Genomic DNA, 18,635 nt, shown 5'->3' with positions numbered 1-18,635 from the left:
GTTGATTATTTATAGGTATCTTAAATAACGCACTACTTTACCCTGTCACCACGCGCAACATCGTGGAGAAAATGAGGAGAATATGTAAATTAACGTTGGTGACACATTTTTTGTGCCTTCACTCAACAACGCGTGAGACGCCAGCAAACGAACAAACCTTTTCGGCAAAGGTGTCCGGATGGGAAATAAACGGTGCATGCGCCGCCTGCGCCATCACCACCGAGTCAGTATCGGGCCAGCGTTCATCAAGCAAAGTCGCCACTTTACGCGGTACCAGTCCGTCCAGCGCCCCGTATATACGCAGCATCGGCAACGTCAACGACGCCATCGCCTCACGCAAGTCGGTCTGGCGCAAAATATCCAAGCCCCCCTCAAGCACCTCAATGCTCGGCATCGGCTGCTCCAGCACCACACTTTTTAGCAGACGTGCATCCTGACGCGCGCTGCATGTGCCCAGGGTTTGTAATGCCAAGAAACGCTCGACGGTGCGCTGAAAATCTTCGCTAAGCTGCTGCTGAAAACCCTGCAACACCGTAGGTTTGATGCCGGGCCACTCCTCGTGGGCGCTGAAACAGGGGGAGGACGCGACCGTGACCAAAGCACTGACACGCGCAGGCTCACTGAGTGCCGCCTGACTGGCAACCAGTCCGCCCAGCGACCATCCCAACCAGACAGCCTGCTCGGGGGCCTGTGCCAGCACGATGTCAGCCATGTCAGCAAGCGATAACGCCCCATATCCCCCGCTGCGGCCATAGCCAGGGAGACCCACACAGTGCAGCCGAAAATGCGGAGCCAATCGCGCTGCAATGCCCCGCCATACCTGCGCGTTCAACCCCCATCCGTGCAGTAACACAAGATCGCGTTTCCCTTCCCCTGCGGTGTGCCAGTAGAGCGTTGTCATCGATTATCTTCCTGCTAGTCGTTCGATATTTTGTTGCGAGGCTACTATGTTAACCATCAGTGCTAACTGCTGGCTATGCCAACAGCCGCTTTATCACTACCACCACGGTATTTGCTGCTACTGTCAGCGTCATCTTCCAGCGCCACCCGTATGCTGCCCGCGCTGCGGGTTACCCGCGGGCAATGCCACGTTGCAGTGCGGTCGCTGCCTGTATCGCCCGCCGCGCTGGCACAGTCTGGTTTTTGTCTCCGATTACCGTCCGCCGTTCACAACGCTATTGAAACAGTTTAAATTCCACGGGCGTATTGAACTCGGACAAGTACTCGCGCGACAGATGTTATAGCCAAGCGACTTAATTTTGATTACACCATATGGACTGAGAACAAACTCTCTGTATCGCAACCCATCTCTCTTTTTTTGCTTTTTGCTTGTGCCCATTTATGCTCAATTGGGTTAAGATCTGGCGAATATGTAGGCAAATACTCCACCATATACCCTGCATCGATGATGACTTGTTGAATATTATGTTTTTTGTGAAAAGTGGCATTGTCCATCATGATTACACTGTTTTTAGGGAGTACTGGGATAAGGACTTGTGTGACCCAGGCATAGAAAACATCGCTGTTAATATTGATATCAAATAATCCGATAGCAAACAGCGTTGTGCCTAATAAAGCGCCGATAACATTTGTTCTTCCCCTAGCTCCCCAGTTCTTCAGGCCAAAACACCGTTGACCTTTTGGGGAATAGCCGTGAGTCCGTGGTGCATCGTGTGAAAAACCACTTTCATCAATAAAAACAATAGGTTTACCTTCTTTTTCATACTGTTGTTTTTTTTGTTGAAATCCCTGCCGGGCGTTTTCGTCGGCTTTCGGATGACGTAGAGTTTTTTTTATAGGTCAATCCCAGCTTTTTAAGCGCTTGCCAAATGGCCTTCTGACAAACGCCAAAACGCTCTGCACGTTCTTTTTGGTAAGCATCTGGATATTGTTCAACATCTTTTATCAACTCGGATTTATCGATCTTTCGCTGACGCGTGGTCGATGCTTTTGACTCTATTTGATTAATCCAACGCGATACAGAGGCAGGGCCAATCCGAAATTGCTTCGCTGTTTCTCGGATACTCAACCCTTCGTTTTTCCGTGTAGATATCACTTTACGTCTAAAATCAATTGAATAGCTCATTTAAATAATGTAATCAAAATTAAGTCGTTTAGCTATACTGCGCTGGCTTAACGCATATCGCCTTGCTCCAGAACAGGTTAAGAAACCCGATGTGCTGCTCACCGTACCGCTGCACCGCCGTCAGCGCTGGCGGCGCGGCTTCAATCAAACCGAGTTGCTGGCGCAGCATTTAGCCCGTTGGCTACGCTGCCGCTATCAGCCTCACGCGCTCGCGCGTGTGCGGCATACGCCGCTGCAACAGCACCTGTGCGCCTCTGAGCGGCGCTACAACCTGCGTCGTGCGTTTGCCTGCGACCAGGATCTCTCCGGGCTGCGGGTTGCGCTGGTGGATGACGTAGTGACTACCGGCAATACTGTGACGGAGATCTGCCGCGTGTTACAGACGCAGGGTGCCGTGCATATTCAGGTGTGGTGCCTGTGCCGTACGCTGCTCTATGCGTGAACGCCTTTGTTGCTATATACTCTAAATAATTCGAGTTGCAGGACAAAACGTTTACGTTTTGAACAGCGCTTGCGCTGGCCCTTTAGGGCGAGACTCATTAATGAGTCTCGTAATGCGGCAAGTGAATGAATCCCGATGAGCTTACTTGAGTAAGTGATTCGGGTGACAAATCTGCCGGGAGCTGATTTGAACGCCGCGTGCGGCGGCCTCGTAAGAGGTGAGGCCCAGGGATGGGCCGAATAACGAACGCAGCCAATGCACCTGCAGCTTGAAGTATGACGGGTATAAATGGCATTTACCGTGAATGAATTGGAGTTAACGCCACGATGGGCGTATTATGATCGATAAGCGTAGTCAACAATTGAGTTAACCCACTATGATCCGTATTACCGACTCTGCACAAGACCACTTTGTCAAACTGCTGGTAAAACAAGAAGAAGGCACGCAAATTCGCGTCTTCGTTATCAATCCGGGCACACCCAACGCTGAGTGTGGCGTTTCCTATTGTCCGCCGGATGCGGTGGAAGCCTCCGACACTGAACTGAAGTTCGAGAAGCTTTCTGCCTACGTGGATGAACTAAGCGCACCGTACCTGGAAGATGCTGCAATCGACTTCGTCACCGATCAGTTAGGTTCTCAACTGACGCTGAAAGCACCCAACGCAAAAATGCGCAAAGTGGGTGACAATGCGCCGTTGATGGAACGCGTGGAATATGTGCTGCAATCCCAGATCAACCCCAAGTTGGCCGGGCACGGTGGCCGCGTAACGCTGATGGAAATCACCGATGATTGCTTGGCTATCCTGCAATTCGGCGGCGGTTGCAACGGCTGTTCAATGGTCGATTACACGCTGAAAGAAGGGATCGAGAAAGAACTGTTAGAAAAATTCCCTGAGCTGAAAGGTGTGCGCGATTTGACAGAACACCAGCGCGGCGAACATTCATACTATTGATCCACCGATCGCCCGACTCCCCACGTCCCCGTGGGGAGTACCTCTTAGCCCATCAACGCTCGCTAGCCCCACTCGCCGTTTCAGGCGGCAACGCTAAACCACGTCGTAGATCGAGATCGCGAATCAAGCGTTCCAGATGACGATCGCTGAATATTGATGTCACCGTCCTGCTCAGCTTACGCCGCCAATTGGGATATTCGCGCGTGGTGCCGGGAATATTGACCGGTGTGGCCATATCCAACCAATCTTCGAGTTGCAGCCCCAGCAAGGCACTGCGGCTGTCCGCCAGGTAACGCTGCACGCCACGACTCAGTTGCGTACCCATCGCGGTTAGCGCGGCATTGCGCCCCACACGCTGCGGTAATAGCTGATACTGATGCAGCGCATCGAGCAAGCCCTGCTTAGCGTTATCACGATGTTCGATCTGCTGCTGCAACGTGCGTTCATCAGGATAAAGGCCAAGCTCTTTGCCCAATGACAAATCGACGTTTTGCCAAAAGCCGCGCAACGTGGGCAAATCGTGTGTGGTGATAGTTGCCATCGATTGGCGGGGATAATCAAGCGGAGCTCGAAAGTGATTGCGCTCATCCTGTTCAAAAAACAGCACCTTGTAAGAATAAACGCCGCTGTCGCGCAGTTTATCCACAATCTCGGCGGGCACCGTCCCCAGATCTTCCCCCACGACCAGACAGCGCTGACGTTGGCTCTCCAGCGCCAGCACGGCCAGCAAATCATCCAGCGGATAATGCACATAGGCACCGCGCGTAGCGGGCTCAGCTTTGGGTATCCACCACAGACGCAGCAGCCCCATCACGTGGTCGATGCGCAATGCGCCACAGTGCGCCATGTTGCTGCGCAGCACATCAATAAATGGCTGGTATCCCTGCGCTTGCATCACATGCGGGTTCATCGGTGGCAGCGACCAGTTTTGCCCCTGCGGCCCCAGCGGATCCGGCGGCGCACCGATGGCGGCATCCAGACAATAGAGCCGACGCTCATCCCAGATTTCCGCGCCGCCCTGCGCCACGCCCACGGCCATATCCCGGTATAGGCCAATAGGCATCCCGAGCTGTTTACTGTGTGCGAAACACTCTGCCAGTTGCTCACTGGCCACCCATTGCAGCCAGCAGTAAAACGCAATCTCGTGCTCATTTTCCTGACAAAACGCTTTCACCGTATCGCCATGAACATCGTGATAACAGGTTGGCCACTGCTGCCAATCGCCATAATTCTCGCCCTGACGTTTGAGCCAAGTTTGCAACGCATCAAAGGTCGCTTGCCGTTGCAGGCTTTGTCCGCCGCTGACCACAAATTGGCGACATGCACTGACGCGCGGATCGAGCACGCTGCGCGTCTTAAAATAGTCGTAGGCCAAGCGTAGCGCAGCCAGTTTTTGCGCCATCACACCGCTGTAGTCGACCCAACGTCCGGCACGCAGTGCCGCGAGTTGACGCTGTGTGTCATCCTGTCGCCACCAGGCTTGCGCCTCTTTGCTCTGTTGAAAATCATCAATACGATTGACGTTGATATAAATGATGTTCAGCCAGTGGCGGGAAGAAGGACTGTAAGGACTGGCAGCTTCAGGATCGGCAGGGTAAAGCGCATGCAGGGGATTTACGCCGATAAAAGCACCGCCGCGCCGCGCCACTTGCTCTACCAGTTGGCGCAGATCGCCGAAGTCGCCAATCCCCCAATTATCCTGCGAGCGCAGCGTATAGAGCTGCACGTTAACGCCCCACCAGCGTTTCCCCTTTGTTAAGTGCTCCGGCTCATAGCCACGCTGCGGCGCAACAATCACGCGGCAGGTCCAGCGCTGTTCACCGCGCATCAATATCAGCTCGTGGTACCCCAGTGGTAAAGCATCCGGCAGCAGCAGTTCGCTACCGCCCGTGATACTGCCCTGAACTTGCCCCCCGTTTTCATACATCAGCGTCCAACCAAACTCGCCGTCGCCTGAGAGGGGAACCAGCGACGCCTTGCCCTGACGAAAAACCCGAACCGAGGGCAGCGGTGCCTTTTCGCACCCGTTCATCGCCATTATGGTCAGCAGCTGTTTTTTCACCGCCATATCGACAAGGTGCGTTTTACCGTATGCATCGGTATAGGTATCGGCAACGCCGACAGGAGCGAACTTCGGGTTATCTACCTTGAATGACATCTTCCTTTCCTCAACAGGGCGCGTGCCAGATACGCGTCTGATAATCATGAATCGCCCGATCGGCACTGAAAAAAACCATTCGCGCGGTATTCAACACACACACCGTCGCGTCCATTCCTCCGTTTCACGATACAGCGCATCCACACGCTGCTGCACCTGTCAATAAGGCGCAAAATCGGCCAACAACAGATAGGGATCGCCCTTATCCAGCAGGCTTTCAAGTAGCGGCGCAAACGCCGTTTTGTCACCGTGGCTAAACGCGCCGCTGCACAGTTCATCCAACAATGAGGTCAACTGTGGCACCTGCTTAAGCACCTCACGTGGATCGTAACCCTGTGACAGCACGCTTTTAACCTCATCCACCGTATGCCCGAAAATAAACAGGTTTTCTTCCCCGACTTCCTGCGACATTTCCACATTGGCACCGTCCAGCGTCCCCACTGTCAGCGCACCGTTTAATGCCAGCTTCATGTTGCCGGTGCCAGAGGCCTCTTTCCCAGCGGTGGAGATCTGCTCCGACACATCGGCAGCGGGAATAATTCGCTCTGCCAGCGACACACGATAATCTGGAATAAACAGTATACACAAACGATCTCTAATATGCTTATCCCGATTAATCTTCTCCGCTATGCTATTAATGGCGTAGATAATGTTTTTTGCCAGCACATATCCAGGTGCAGCCTTGGCCCCGAATAAAAAAACGCGCGGAACTATATCCAGATGCGGGTTATCACGCAATTGGCGATAAAGTGAAAGAATATGGAGCACATTCAGGTGCTGGCGTTTGTACTCATGCAAACGTTTGATCTGCACGTCAAACAGGGCGTGAGGGTCCAATTTCACCCCCAAATTCTGGTGCACCCAGTTTGTCAGATTTTCTTTATTTTGCTGCTTGATGGCGCGATAACTCGCCCTAAACGCGCTGTCATTGGCGTACGGTTCGAGCGCACGCAAGACGGGTAAATCCGTGGTCCAGGCCGTTCCAACCGTCTCGTCCAGCAGCGCAGACAGCGCCGGGTTGCACTGCTTAAGCCAGCGGCGTGGCGTAATGCCGTTCGTCACGTTATGAAATTTTTGCGGCCAGAGTTGGTGGTATTCAGGAAACAGATCGCTCACAACCAGACGTGAATGCAGTGCTGCCACCCCATTAACGGCAAAGCAGACCACCACGCACAGGTTTGCCATGCGCACCTGATGCTGATAGCGAATCGCGACACGCGGCCAGATATGCTTTGTCTGTGCGCCCCACCGCTGTTCCACCTGCGCTTTGAAATGCGTATCAATGGTGTTGATAAGATCAAAATGGCGCGGCAGCAGGCGACGGAACAAGCCGTCGTGCCAGCGCTCAAGCGCTTCTGGCATCAAAGTATAGCTAAACGACTTAATTTTGATTACATTATTTAAATGAGCTATTCAATTGATTTTAGACGTAAAGTGATATCTACACGGAAAAACGAAGGGTTGAGTATCCGAGAAACAGCGAAGCAATTTCGGATTGGCCCTGCCTCTGTATCGCGTTGGATTAATCAAATAGAGTCAAAAGCATCGACCACGCGTCAGCGAAAGATCGATAAATCCGAGTTGATAAAAGATGTTGAACAATATCCAGATGCTTACCAAAAAGAACGTGCAGAGCGTTTTGGCGTTTGTCAGAAGGCCATTTGGCAAGCGCTTAAAAAGCTGGGATTGACCTATAAAAAAAACTCTACGTCATCCGAAAGCCGACGAAAACGCCCGGCAGGGATTTCAACAAAAAAAACAACAGTATGAAAAAGAAGGTAAACCTATTGTTTTTATTGATGAAAGTGGTTTTTCACACGATGCACCACGGACTCACGGCTATTCCCCAAAAGGTCAACGGTGTTTTGGCCTGAAGAACTGGGGAGCTAGGGGAAGAACAAATGTTATCGGCGCTTTATTAGGCACAACGCTGTTTGCTATCGGATTATTTGATATCAATATTAACAGCGATGTTTTCTATGCCTGGGTCACACAAGTCCTTATCCCAGTACTCCCTAAAAACAGTGTAATCATGATGGACAATGCCACTTTTCACAAAAAACATAATATTCAACAAGTCATCATCGATGCAGGGTATATGGTGGAGTATTTGCCTACATATTCGCCAGATCTTAACCCAATTGAGCATAAATGGGCACAAGCAAAAAGCAAAAAAAGAGAGATGGGTTGCGATACAGAGAGTTTGTTCTCAGTCCATATGGTGTAATCAAAATTAAGTCGCTTGGCTATATGGTTGGTATAGGCAAACATACGTCGGGTAATGTCCCACGCCTCGTCCCAACCCAGATGATGTTCATCCAACAACACGCGCAACAATTCCGGAATAGCCAGCGTCGGGTGCGTGTCGTTGAGCTGAATCACCTCCCGTTCCGGCAGCGCTGACAACGCCCACCCTGCCTGAAGGTGTCGCCGCACAATGTCCGCTACAGCGCAGGCACACTGAAAATATTGCTGCATCAGACGCAGACGCCTGCCAGCAGCATGATTGTCATTCGGGTAAAGCACTTTCGTCAGGCTCGCCGCTGACACACCGGCGCGCTCCGCATCCAGATAGCGCCCGTCGTTGAATGCCGTGAGATCAAAAGGGGTTTCCGCCGTAGAGTGCCAGAGCCGCAACGCCTGCACCACGCCGTTTTGATAGCCTAGCACCGGCACGTCACGCGCCTCACCGCGAAAATAAAAGGCGGGCTGCCATTTTTCTTCCTCTCCATCGCGCTGTTCGATGGCTCCCCCGAAACCGACCTTCACGCTCAGTTCAGGCTGCGGTTGCCCCCAGGGGTACGCATCGCGCTGCCAATCGTCCGGGTACTCATGCTGCTGGCATGCTTCGAAACGTTGGCGGAACAGGCCGTACTGATAGTCCAGTCCGTAACCCATCGCCGGCTGTCCCACCGTCGCCATTGCATCCAGAAAACAGGAAGCCAGACGCCCTAATCCTCCGTTACCCAATGCCGGATCAGTCTCGCCTTCCAGCACATCGCTAAGGTTAAGCCCCTGCTCTGCCAGAACCTCTGCAACGGCAGAGTGCCATCCCAGATTAATCAGGTTATTGCCGGTGAGGCGACCCGGTAAAAATTCCATGGAGAGGTAGTTAACATGACGGCCTGGCGGCGAATAGGGAGGGGTTATCGGGTGAGCGGCAAGCTGCTCCGCCAGTGCAGTACTGACGGCATGCCACTGCTGCTGGGCGCTGAGACAGGTCAGCGCCGCCACGCCATAGTGTTCTCGTTGGCGGTGCAATGCAGGAATAAACAGCGTGCGGTTGAATGACAGCTTTCCCATCGTGCCTCTCCCCTATTATCAATCAGAAAAAGGCACGTCTGGCTCAGCACAACTCCAACTGCACCTTATGTTGTTCAATGATTTTCATTACGCTGGGTGGTGGTAGCTGATCGGTAAAAAGATAGTCGATCAGGTCCATATTGCCCAGATTCACCATCGCATTGCGACCGAATTTGGAGTGATCGGTGACCAACATGACGCAGCGGGAATTCTCGATAATTGCCCGTTTGGTGCGCACTTCATGGTAGTCAAACTCCAGCAAGGAGCCATCCATGTCAATGCCGCTGATGCCGAGGATGCCAAAATCCAGACGAAACTGAGAAATGAAATCCAGCGTCGCTTCACCCATAATGCCGCCGTCCCGGGTGCGCACTTCACCGCCTGCCAGAATCAGCCTGCAATCCTCTTTTCCCATCAACAGCGTCGCCACATTCAAGTTGTTGGTGACGACCCGCAGATCCTTATGCTGTAACAACGCATAGGCAACCGCTTCTGGCGTTGTCCCGATATCTATAAACAGCGTAGCACCATCCGGGATTTGGCTGGCGACTTTACGTGCAATACGTGCTTTTTCATCTGACCACATCATCTTGCGATCGTGGTAAGCCGTATTCACCGAGCTGGAAGGCAGTGCCGCACCACCGTGGTGGCGATGGATCTTGTTCTGCTCCGCCAGATCGTTAAGATCCCGGCGAATCGTTTGCGGGCTGACCGCAAAATGCTCTACCAACTCTTCGGTACTAACATATCCCTGCCGACGCACCAGTTCAATGATGGCGTCGTGCCGCTGTGTTTGCCTCACGTTGTTCCCCTAAAACAGGTTTCGACTCAACCCTCAGGTTGAGACTTCTCTGTGCTGCTGGCAACGCTTACCCCGTGGTGCTACCGGGTTGCGATCATGCTTTTTTCTGCTGCGTATCCCAAAAAGCCAGCACCAACCCAATAACCAGACCCACGACGTGCGCGGCATTAGCAATGCGTAAACCTAAAATATCGAAATATCCGGCGATCAACCACAACAATGCAAAGGCCATCAATCCGCGCTGCATGAACAGCGGGCCCGACGGCACGCGTTCACCGTATAGCCAGACGTAGCCCATCAACGCATACACCACGCCGGACAGGCCACCGAAATATATACCGCTGAAGAATGATTGCATCCAACCACTGGCAACCGCAGAGAGCAGCGCCAAGATCAGTAGCTTGCGCGTCCCCAAAATTTTTTCTACCGGTCCGCCTAGATACCACCACCACATCAGGTTAAACAAGATATGCAGCAAGGAGAAATGCAGGAATGCATGGCTAAACCAGCGCCATAGCTGACCTTTTTGCCCCACATCCGGGTAAGAGAGCCACATCATGGCACGATCGTTACCGAATATCGTCATCCACAGATAAACGACAATGCAGGTAATCATCACACCCAGCGTCAGCGGTCCGGCGCGCTGCTGTAACGTCTGCAAATATGAGAAACGTGCATAGCGCAGGGGCGAAGACGTTGATCCCGCCTGCCAACTGGCCGCTTGATAACGCGGGTGCATCGGGTCCTGAATGAACACCTCGAGCGCCTGCTGTACTTCAGTCAATCGTGACTCATCGTCCAGCCAAAGCTCTGCTTCCTGCCCAGAGAAGCGCAACTCCAGTTGAATATTCTGCGTTTGCATATAGTCGACAAACGCCTGTGCCAAGCGTGGCTGAGATAAGGCTGTTAGGCGAATTGCCATCGTGGTTTATCCGTTAGCAAATTGATTTGTCATAAAAATATCACATCGTTTTATTAAGAGGGTTGAAATATTGTTCTGATAAACAGGCGGTTTACCCTGACGTCCCCACCACGAGCACCGCTGGCGTGGGTAATTCGCTAAACATCATCCACATACATACTTCCGTTTACTTCCGTTTTGCCCATTATCCTGGCTTTGTTGAATAAATCGAACTTTCAGGGGATCGCCGGATCAGAGCACTATCATCGCTCCCGATAGCAGCTCCCCATGGCAAAGCAAAAGTTTAAAATCACCAACTGGCCCACCTACAACAAAGCACTCAGACAACGCGGCTCCCTGACGGTCTGGCTTGATGAGTCGGCCATCGCTGCATGGACTGACAGTTCTTCGCCTGAAGGTCGTGGTCGGCCGCTTTACTACACCGATATGGCTGTTACCACGGTTTTGATGATAAAGCGCGTGTTTAACCTGTCGCTCCGGGCATTACAGGGCTTTCTCGACTCGGTTTTTACACTGATGAGCCTGCCACTGCGCTGCCCGGACTACTCTCTGGTCAGTCGGCGGGCAAAAACCGTCAGTATCAGCATAAAAACGCCAACGCGTGGTGAAATCTCGCATCTGGTCATCGACAGTACCGGTCTGAAGGTCTTTGGCGAAGGTGAATGGAAAGTCAGGCAGCATGGGGCTGACAGACGAAGAGTGTGGCGCAAGCTTCATCTGGCAGCAGACAGTGCGACGCATGAGATTATCTGTGCCGACTTATCGCTCAGCGGAACGACAGATGCGCAGGCACTGCCGGGCCTGATTAACCAAACACACCGGAAAATCAGGGAAGTGTCAGCAGACGGTGCTTATGACGCCCGTTACTGCCACGATGCGTTGCTGAGAAAGAAAATCAGGCCCCTTATCCCGCCGCGAAGCGGAGCGAAATACTGGCCGGACAAGTACTATGAACGTAACCATGCGGTGGCGAATCAGCGTCTGAGCGGGAGTAATGATATAGCTAAACGACTTAATTTTGATTACATTATTTAAATGAGCTATTCAATTGATTTTAGACGTAAAGTGATATCTACACGGAAAAACGAAGGGTTGAGTATCCGAGAAACAGCGAAGCAATTTCGGATTGGCCCTGCCTCTGTATCGCGTTGGATTAATCAAATAGAGTCAAAAGCATCGACCACGCGTCAGCGAAAGATCGATAAATCCGAGTTGATAAAAGATGTTGAACAATATCCAGATGCTTACCAAAAAGAACGTGCAGAGCGTTTTGGCGTTTGTCAGAAGGCCATTTGGCAAGCGCTTAAAAAGCTGGGATTGACCTATAAAAAAAACTCTACGTCATCCGAAAGCCGACGAAAACGCCCGGCAGGGATTTCAACAAAAAAAACAACAGTATGAAAAAGAAGGTAAACCTATTGTTTTTATTGATGAAAGTGGTTTTTCACACGATGCCCCACGGACTCACGGCTATTCCCCAAAAGGTCAACGGTGTTTTGGCCTGAAGAACTGGGGAGCTAGGGGAAGAACAAATGTTATCGGCGCTTTATTAGGCACAACGCTGTTTGCTATCGGATTATTTGATATCAATATTAACAGCGATGTTTTCTATGCCTGGGTCACACAAGTCCTTATCCCAGTACTCCCTAAAAACAGTGTAATCATGATGGACAATGCCACTTTTCACAAAAAACATGATATTCAACAAGTCATCATCGATGCAGGGTATATGGTGGAGTATTTGCCTACATATTCGCCAGATCTTAACCCAATTGAGCATAAATGGGCACAAGCAAAAAGCAAAAAGCAAAAAAAGAGAGATGGGTTGCGATACAGAGAGTTTGTTCTCAGTCCATATGGTGTAATCAAAATTAAGTCGCTTGGCTATATGTGGAAAAAGAAAGTGGGTTATCACCGGCGTTCAGTGGCAGAAACAGCGATGTTCCGCATAAAAACTTTGCTGGGTGGCCACCTGAGCCTGCGTGACTACGATGCTCAGGTGGGTGAAGCCATGGCGATGGTCAAAGCGCTGAATCGTATGACGTTGTTGGGTATGCCACACAGCGTCAGGATCGGATAACAGGTGTAGCAGAGGGAGTCATCCTGTCGGCTAATTCTGATTTATTCAACAAAGCCCATTATCCTATGACAATAGTCACTTTTTAACCATAGCCGCTCCTTTAGGCTCATATCCAGCAGCGAGGTGACCATGTTTCTGGAAGAAAGACGTAATCAAATTCTGGCCTATTTAACCAAACACGAACGTGCCGATGTTGATTATCTGGCCACCGCATTTGCCGTGAGCAAAGAGACGATCCGCAGCGACCTGAACGAGTTGGCGCGCTTGAATCTGGTTCAACGCTGCTACGGCGGTGCAATTATTGTGCGGCGCAGCTTGCAGTCTGAACTGATTGCCCCTCGCAGTGAAAATTTTGAAGTGCTGCTTAAGCGATTGGAAAAGCAGACCCGGCATCAAACCAGCAAACAGTAAGGAAACAAGATGAACGGCAAGGTGTGTATTTTAGGATCGTTCAACGTCGGTATCGTCGCCAAGGTGGCGCGTTTTCCCAAAGGCGGTGAATCGATCATGGCGCAGGGCAGCGCGCTCGGCCCCGGCGGCAAGGGCGCCAATCAGGCGATGGCCGCCAGTCGGGCTGGTTCACAGGTCTATTTTGTCACCAAGGTCGGCACCGATCAGTTCAGCCAGTTTGCCTATGACCATTTGTCGTCATCGGATATTCACGCCTTCAAGCTGTATCAATCCGATACCGAACTGTAGTGGCATACTGAATTTGGCCACCTAAGTAGAGGTGATATGCTTACCTCATAATTTTTATAGGTGCCAAAATGAGTAAAATATAGCCAAGCGACATTATTTTGATAACAGCCAGCTATGCTTCTTTGCCGCATATCAGGGCATAGGATGTAATCATTTTTAAGTCGGTTGGCTATAGTACGCGGCGATGCCTATATTGCCAGCTTCAGAACCCTGGCATGGAAATCGCTGCGTGAGGCGTTCGACCGCGCGATAAGTTCCAGCCAAGCGCAAGACGCGCAGGCACTGCGCCAACGGGCGATTGGCGCACCGCAAGGAGAATGGAATATCGATGGTGCGCAATGGTTTTCGTTGCAAACACAGAAAATCGAACAGCTTAAACGTATCGAAGAACAGGCGGTGACAACGCTGTTGAGCGATGTCCATCGTTTGTCTGCGAGCGCAATGCGGGCTTGGATTATCTACCTGAGCGGCACGCTACTGGCGATCGGGTTGGCGCTGGCGGCGATGATCATGCGCAGCATCAATCGGCAGTTGCAGGATACCTTAACCACCATCGCCGAAATGGATGGCGACTTGACGCAGCGCCTATCGGTGCCAGGAACGGATGAACTGTCACGGCTTAACAGTGCCTATAACCAATCGCTGGAGAGCATCGCGAATCTGGTGACGAAAATCAAAAACAGCGCCACGACCATTCGGCGGGCGAGCAATGAGAATGCCCCATTCCCACTCGAAACGCAACAAAGTGACCCACTTGCCAGAGTCGGATAAAATCACCGTTCTGGCCATACTGGAGAGCCTGTTGCATGCAGGGAAAACTTCTGACTCAGAAAGAACGGTTCTACATCGAAAAGCGGCGTGGTGAAGGTGTCAACCAAGCTATAGCTAAACGACTTAATTTTGATTACATTATTTAAATGAGCTATTCAATTGATTTTAGACGTAAAGTGATATCTACACGGAAAAACGAAGGGTTGAGTATCCGAGAAACAGCGAAGCAATTTCGGATTGGCCCTGCCTCTGTATCGCGTTGGATTAATCAAATAGAGTCAAAAGCATCGACCACGCGTCAGCGAAAGATCGATAAATCCGAGTTGATAAAAGATGTTGAACAATATCCAGATGCTTACCAAAAAGAACGTGCAGAGCGTTTTGGCGTTTGTCAGAAGGCCATTTGGCAAGCGCTTAAAAAGCTGGGATTGACCTATAAAAAAAACTCTACGTCATCCGAAAGCCGACGAAAACGCCCGGCAGGGATTTCAACAAAAAAAACAACAGTATGAAAAAGAAGGTAAACCTATTGTTTTTATTGATGAAAGTGGTTTTTCACACGATGCCCCACGGACTCACGGCTATTCCCCAAAAGGTCAACGGTGTTTTGGCCTGAAGAACTGGGGAGCTAGGGGAAGAACAAATGTTATCGGCGCTTTATTAGGCACAACGCTGTTTGCTATCGGATTATTTGATATCAATATTAACAGCGATGTTTTCTATGCCTGGGTGGCTTTGTTGAATAATTTAACCGTTTGATTTACATCTTCTTTAGTTAGAATGCATTTACAGAGAATGTATTTTGTTAGAACGACAAATCAAATAGTTAGCACAATAAAAAGCATTCCGAGAGGAAAAATTAGTCGTTGAAATTTTATAATGCTTATATAAATCAGTATCTTAAATTATTCAACAAAGCCTGCCTGGGTCACACAAGTCCTTATCCCAGTACTCCCTAAAAACAGTGTAATCATGATGGACAATGCCACTTTTCACAAAAAACATAATATTCAACAAGTCATCATCGATGCAGGGTATATGGTGGAGTATTTGCCTACATATTCGCCAGATCTTAACCCAATTGAGCATAAATGGGCACAAGCAAAAAGCAAAAAAAGAGAGATGGGTTGCGATACAGAGAGTTTGTTCTCAGTCCATATGGTGTAATCAAAATTAAGTCGCTTGGCTATATCATTACTCCCGCTCAGACGCTGATTCGCCACCGCATGGTTACGTTCATAGTACTTGTCCGGCCAGTATTTCGCTCCGCTTCGCGGCGGGATAAGGGGCCTGATTTTCTTTCTCAGCAACGCATCGTGGCAGTAACGGGCGTCATAAGCACCGTCTGCTGACACTTCCCTGATTTTCCGGTGGGTTTGGTTAATCAGGCCCGGTAGTGCCTGCGCATCTGTCGTTCCGCTGAGCGATAAGTCGGCACAGATAATCTCATGCGTCGCACTGTCTGCTGCCAGATGAAGCTTGCGCCACACTCTTCGTCTGTCAGCCCCATGCTGCCTGACTTTCCATTCACCTTCGCCAAAGACCTTCAGACCGGTACTGTCGATGACCAGATGCGAGATTTCACCACGCGTTGGCGTTTTTATGCTGATACTGACGGTTTTTGCCCGCCGACTGACCAGAGAGTAGTCCGGGCAGCGCAGTGGCAGGGGCTTTGTTGAATAATTTAAGATACTAATTTATATAAGCATTATAAAATTTCAACGACTAATTTTTCCTCTCGGAATGCTTTTTATTGTGCTAACTATTTGATTTGTCGTTCTAACAAAATACATTCTCTGTAAATGCATTCTAACTAAAGAAGATGTAAATCAAACGGTTAAATTATTCAACAAAGCCAGTGGCAGGCTCATCAGTGTAAAAACCGAGTCGACAAAGCCCTGTAATGCCCGGAGCGACAGGTTAAACACGCGCTTTATCATCAAAACCGTGGTAACAGCCATATCGGTGTAGTAAAGCGGCCGACCACGACCTTCAGGCGAAGCACTGTCAGTCCATGCAGCGATGGCCGACTCATCAAGCCAGACCGTCAGGGAGCCGCGTTGTCTGAGTGCTTTGTTGTAGGTGGGCCAGTTGGTGATTTTAAACTTTTGCTTTGCCATGGGGAGCTGCTATCGGGAGCGATGATAGTGCTCTGATCCGGCGATCCCCTGAAAGTTCGATTTATTCAACAAAGCCAGTTTCTCAAGCAAACGCTGACGGAAATGGACAGCCAATTGCGGCAGCGCTATGGGATGCCAGAACACTAAAAACTTGTGTTAATTTTATTTCTTTATTTTTGTTTTTTTCGGTTTTTTGGTTCTTTTTTTTAATTTTTATGTTTTTAATGGTCGAAATTTAAATAAATAACGCAATTTAAATTCATCATTAATTTGGTAGTCTGTTTTTACGGCGTGAGGATATTTCCTAAGAAATAGCCATCTCCCGTTTCCCTAATGCCACTTTATTTTGGAGCTTGATGATGAATCTGGAGAAATTTCCCCGCTATCCGCTGACTTTCGGTCCCTCTCCCATCACGCCGTTGAAGCGGTTGAGCGAACATCTGGGCGGTGATGTCGAACTTTATGCCAAACGCGAAGACTGCAACAGTGGTCTGGCGTTTGGTGGCAATAAAACGCGCAAGTTGGAATACCTGATCCCAGAAGCGCTGGAGCAGGGGTGCGACACGCTGGTCTCGATTGGCGGTATTCAGTCGAACCAAACGCGTCAGGTGGCTGCTGTGGCTGCGTACCTCGGCATGAAGTGCGTGCTGGTTCAAGAGAACTGGGTAAATTATGCGGATGCGGTCTACGATCGGGTCGGCAATATCGAACTCTCACGCATTATGGGCGCTGATGTACGCCTTGATGCCGCTGGGTTCGACATTGGCATTCGTCAAAACTGGCAGCAAGCGATGGAAGAAGCGGCACAAGATGGCGGAAAACCGTTCCCGATCCCGGCTGGCTGTTCTGAGCATCCCTTGGGGGGATTAGGCTTCGTCGGTTTTGCCGAAGAAGTACGCCAATAGGAAAAAGAGCTAGGCTTTACTTTCGATTATATCGTGGTCTGTTCCGTCACCGGCAGCACTCAGGCAGGGATGGTGGTAGGCTTTGCTGCTGACGGGCGCTCTCGCCGCGTTATCGGGATTGATGCCTCAGCCAAGCCGGAACAAACCAAGGCGCAGATCCTGCGTATTGCGCAAAACACGGCAAATCTGGTGGAACTGGGCCGCGAGATCACTGAAGAAGACGTGGTGCTGGATACCCGCTACGGTGGGCCGGAGTACGGTCTGCCTAACGAAGGAACGCTGGAAGCGATTCGTCTGTGCGCCCGCACTGAAGGGGTATTGACCGACCCGGTTTATGAAGGGAAATCCATGCACGGCATGATAGACATGGTGCGCCGCGGAGAGTTTCCTAAAGATTCTAAAGTGCTGTACGCCCACCTGGGCGGTGCTCCAGCACTGAGCGCTTACAGCTATATTATCGATAGCTGGCCCAGTTGGGCCAGCATGATCAAAAAAGTAACTGCGTGGTTGAGAGCACCTGGCGTAATCCCATAAAGGAACGTATCTGCCGTACTCCGGGCAGAAATAATAACTGCTCCGCATGTAACTTATTAAAACTTTGATTATCTTTGGTGCGGAGCATCATCATGTAATCAAACTCTCCCGTTACCACATGGCACTCCATGCACCCACTGATGTTTTGTGCCGCCAGTTCGAAATCCGCAAACGACTGAGGCGTAGAACGGTCCAACACCACACCAATAATCACCACCATGCCTGCGTTCAACGCTTCCGGGTTGAGCAGGGCCACCGTGCCTTTTATTAAGCCAGCTTGCTTTAAACGCTCTACCCGCCGTAGGCAGGCTGGCGCACTGAGGTTGACTTCTTCTGCCAGCGCCACGTTGGAGAGCGAAGCATCCTTTTGCAGCAGTTGCAGGATGGCGTAATCGAACTTATCGAGGTCAGTGCACTTTTCTTCTGCGGTGGTTGGCGATAATGTTTTTTTTCATGGTGTTGCCTTTTGTTCGTCACGTATAACATAGAGTGAGTAACATAAAATTGCGTGTTGTACCCGATATCGTTCAGCTAAAATCATCGATTATCCTCAGCGTTGCTGAAAATGAACGCTATACCATCGCATCAAACAATATTATTAACACACCGCTTCCCCAAAATGACATAAAAAAAACGATGGAGATATAGTCCAGCGGCGTTGGATGTGCATAAGGTGTGGGAAAAGAACGTGATAGAAATATCAGCGGTGAGGATTAGAGTATGTCAAAAAGTATTCAAATGTGACAAAAGATGCGTATTTAGCGAGTGACCGCTTTATAATCCGCCTTTGACGTTTTTCGGGCGGTCTGGCCCGATATGAATGGTCTATCCTTGATTTTCAACAAAGCATAAAAGGGAACT

General features: G+C 50.4%; 17 protein-coding genes and 10 pseudogenes. 16 read left to right on the top strand and 11 right to left on the bottom strand.

Going from position 1 to position 18,635, the window contains the following annotated elements; all coding sequences use genetic code 11:
- Positions 1-118: 118 nt before the first annotated feature.
- Positions 119-901, bottom strand: a complete 783-nt coding sequence (bioH, locus tag ACQGXV_RS15930; RefSeq protein WP_440866886.1) for a pimeloyl-ACP methyl ester esterase BioH — start codon at positions 899-901, stop codon at positions 119-121.
- 46 nt (positions 902-947) lie between these two features.
- Here bioH and ACQGXV_RS15925 point away from each other — a divergent pair.
- Positions 948-1,241: pseudogene (locus tag ACQGXV_RS15925) on the top strand (DNA utilization protein GntX); the annotation flags it as partial.
- A gap of 22 nt (positions 1,242-1,263) precedes the next feature.
- Here ACQGXV_RS15925 and ACQGXV_RS15920 read toward each other — a convergent pair.
- A complete protein-coding gene (locus ACQGXV_RS15920; RefSeq protein WP_440862665.1) occupies positions 1,264-1,797 on the bottom strand; it encodes an IS630 family transposase in 534 nt (177 codons plus the stop codon).
- On the bottom strand, positions 1,721-2,086 hold the full coding sequence (locus ACQGXV_RS15915) for an IS630 transposase-related protein (RefSeq protein ID WP_440862584.1): 366 nt from the start codon (positions 2,084-2,086) through the stop codon (positions 1,721-1,723). The genes ACQGXV_RS15920 and ACQGXV_RS15915 overlap by 77 nt, the downstream gene beginning before the upstream one ends.
- Positions 2,087-2,177: 91 nt before the next feature.
- On the opposite strand from ACQGXV_RS15915, the gene ACQGXV_RS15910 reads away from it, so the two are divergent.
- The gene (locus ACQGXV_RS15910) at positions 2,178-2,528 is read left to right on the top strand and encodes a phosphoribosyltransferase family protein (protein WP_440866885.1); all 351 of its coding nucleotides are present in this window, start codon (positions 2,178-2,180) and stop codon (positions 2,526-2,528) included.
- A gap of 376 nt (positions 2,529-2,904) precedes the next feature.
- Positions 2,905-3,480 (top strand): Fe-S biogenesis protein NfuA, encoded by a 576-nt coding sequence (gene nfuA / locus ACQGXV_RS15905; protein ID WP_440866884.1) that lies wholly within the window; start codon positions 2,905-2,907, stop codon positions 3,478-3,480.
- Positions 3,481-3,532: 52 nt separating this feature from the next.
- Here nfuA and malQ read toward each other — a convergent pair whose 3' ends face one another.
- Together malQ and glgP are read right to left on the bottom strand one after the other, a co-directional pair.
- The gene (gene malQ / locus ACQGXV_RS15900) at positions 3,533-5,638 is read right to left on the bottom strand and encodes a 4-alpha-glucanotransferase (RefSeq protein ID WP_440866883.1); all 2,106 of its coding nucleotides are present in this window, start codon (positions 5,636-5,638) and stop codon (positions 3,533-3,535) included.
- Positions 5,639-5,648: 10 nt separating this feature from the next.
- Positions 5,649-7,030 (bottom strand): annotated as a pseudogene (gene glgP / locus ACQGXV_RS15895) (glycogen/starch/alpha-glucan family phosphorylase); the annotation flags it as partial.
- A 12-nt stretch (positions 7,031-7,042) separates the two neighbouring features.
- On the opposite strand from glgP, the gene ACQGXV_RS15890 reads away from it, so the two are divergent.
- Positions 7,043-7,408 carry an IS630 transposase-related protein gene (locus tag ACQGXV_RS15890; protein ID WP_440862584.1) on the top strand — a complete coding sequence of 122 codons (366 nt, stop codon included), beginning with the start codon at positions 7,043-7,045 and terminating at the stop codon, positions 7,406-7,408.
- Positions 7,332-7,865: an IS630 family transposase gene (locus tag ACQGXV_RS15885; RefSeq protein WP_440862665.1), complete on the top strand. Its 534-nt coding sequence runs from the start codon at positions 7,332-7,334 to the stop codon at positions 7,863-7,865. Before ACQGXV_RS15890 ends, ACQGXV_RS15885 begins: the two co-directional genes overlap by 77 nt.
- A 23-nt stretch (positions 7,866-7,888) precedes the next feature.
- On the opposite strand, the pseudogene ACQGXV_RS15880 reads toward ACQGXV_RS15885, so the two are convergent.
- The 3 genes and pseudogenes from ACQGXV_RS15880 to glpG all read right to left on the bottom strand — a co-directional run.
- Positions 7,889-8,941, bottom strand: a pseudogene (locus ACQGXV_RS15880) (glycogen/starch/alpha-glucan phosphorylase); the annotation flags it as partial.
- 43 nt (positions 8,942-8,984) lie between these two features.
- Positions 8,985-9,743: a DeoR/GlpR family transcriptional regulator gene (locus tag ACQGXV_RS15875; RefSeq protein ID WP_264645624.1), complete on the bottom strand. Its 759-nt coding sequence runs from the start codon at positions 9,741-9,743 to the stop codon at positions 8,985-8,987.
- A 94-nt stretch (positions 9,744-9,837) separates the two neighbouring features.
- Complete coding sequence (glpG, locus tag ACQGXV_RS15870) at positions 9,838-10,665, bottom strand: rhomboid family intramembrane serine protease GlpG (protein ID WP_440866882.1); 828 nt, start codon at positions 10,663-10,665, stop codon at positions 9,838-9,840.
- A 267-nt stretch (positions 10,666-10,932) separates the two neighbouring features.
- Here glpG and ACQGXV_RS15865 point away from each other — a divergent pair.
- The 9 genes and pseudogenes from ACQGXV_RS15865 to ACQGXV_RS15825 form a co-directional block, all read left to right on the top strand.
- Positions 10,933-11,676: pseudogene (locus tag ACQGXV_RS15865) on the top strand (IS5 family transposase); the annotation flags it as partial.
- Between the two features lie 24 nt (positions 11,677-11,700).
- Positions 11,701-12,066: an IS630 transposase-related protein gene (locus tag ACQGXV_RS15860; protein ID WP_440862584.1), complete on the top strand. Its 366-nt coding sequence runs from the start codon at positions 11,701-11,703 to the stop codon at positions 12,064-12,066.
- A pseudogene (locus ACQGXV_RS15855) lies at positions 11,990-12,472 on the top strand (IS630 family transposase); the annotation flags it as partial. The gene ACQGXV_RS15860 and the pseudogene ACQGXV_RS15855, both read left to right, overlap by 77 nt.
- An 81-nt stretch (positions 12,473-12,553) precedes the next feature.
- Positions 12,554-12,745 (top strand): annotated as a pseudogene (locus ACQGXV_RS15850) (IS5/IS1182 family transposase); the annotation flags it as partial.
- Positions 12,746-12,874: 129 nt separating this feature from the next.
- Positions 12,875-13,438: pseudogene (locus ACQGXV_RS15845) on the top strand (PfkB family carbohydrate kinase); the annotation flags it as partial.
- Positions 13,439-13,609: 171 nt separating this feature from the next.
- The gene (locus ACQGXV_RS15840) at positions 13,610-14,215 is read left to right on the top strand and encodes a nitrate- and nitrite sensing domain-containing protein (protein ID WP_440866881.1); all 606 of its coding nucleotides are present in this window, start codon (positions 13,610-13,612) and stop codon (positions 14,213-14,215) included.
- A 146-nt stretch (positions 14,216-14,361) separates the two neighbouring features.
- Positions 14,362-14,727 carry an IS630 transposase-related protein gene (locus tag ACQGXV_RS15835; protein ID WP_440862584.1) on the top strand — a complete coding sequence of 122 codons (366 nt, stop codon included), beginning with the start codon at positions 14,362-14,364 and terminating at the stop codon, positions 14,725-14,727.
- The gene (locus ACQGXV_RS15830) at positions 14,651-14,974 is read left to right on the top strand and encodes a transposase (protein WP_440867453.1); all 324 of its coding nucleotides are present in this window, start codon (positions 14,651-14,653) and stop codon (positions 14,972-14,974) included. Before ACQGXV_RS15835 ends, ACQGXV_RS15830 begins: the two co-directional genes overlap by 77 nt.
- Before the next feature lie 213 nt (positions 14,975-15,187).
- Positions 15,188-15,382, top strand: coding sequence for a transposase (locus tag ACQGXV_RS15825; protein ID WP_440862580.1), 195 nt, complete (start codon positions 15,188-15,190; stop codon positions 15,380-15,382).
- Positions 15,383-15,393: 11 nt separating this feature from the next.
- Here the strand turns inward: ACQGXV_RS15825 and ACQGXV_RS15820 are convergent.
- Both ACQGXV_RS15820 and ACQGXV_RS15815 read right to left on the bottom strand, forming a co-directional pair.
- Positions 15,394-15,882, bottom strand: a pseudogene (locus tag ACQGXV_RS15820) (IS5 family transposase); the annotation flags it as partial.
- A gap of 162 nt (positions 15,883-16,044) precedes the next feature.
- A complete protein-coding gene (locus ACQGXV_RS15815) occupies positions 16,045-16,335 on the bottom strand; it encodes a transposase (RefSeq protein ID WP_440866880.1) in 291 nt (96 codons plus the stop codon).
- Between ACQGXV_RS15815 and ACQGXV_RS15810 the strand changes: the two genes are divergently transcribed.
- Entirely contained in the window at positions 16,329-16,574 is a 246-nt protein-coding gene (locus ACQGXV_RS15810) for a hypothetical protein (protein WP_440866879.1), read from the top strand. The two genes, ACQGXV_RS15815 and ACQGXV_RS15810, sit on opposite strands and share 7 nt — an antisense overlap.
- A gap of 120 nt (positions 16,575-16,694) precedes the next feature.
- Positions 16,695-17,696 (top strand): annotated as a pseudogene (locus ACQGXV_RS15805) (1-aminocyclopropane-1-carboxylate deaminase); the annotation flags it as partial.
- 31 nt (positions 17,697-17,727) lie between these two features.
- Here ACQGXV_RS15805 and ACQGXV_RS15800 read toward each other — a convergent pair.
- Positions 17,728-18,195, bottom strand: a pseudogene (locus ACQGXV_RS15800) (Lrp/AsnC family transcriptional regulator); the annotation flags it as partial.
- Between the last annotated feature and the right edge of the window lie 440 nt (positions 18,196-18,635).

Source organism: Symbiopectobacterium purcellii (assembly GCF_052050035.1).
Lineage (GTDB): Bacteria > Pseudomonadota > Gammaproteobacteria > Enterobacterales > Enterobacteriaceae > Symbiopectobacterium > Symbiopectobacterium purcellii_A.
The sequence above is the reverse complement of the archived record's forward strand: the minus strand, read 5'-3'. Positions and strand labels throughout refer to the sequence as shown.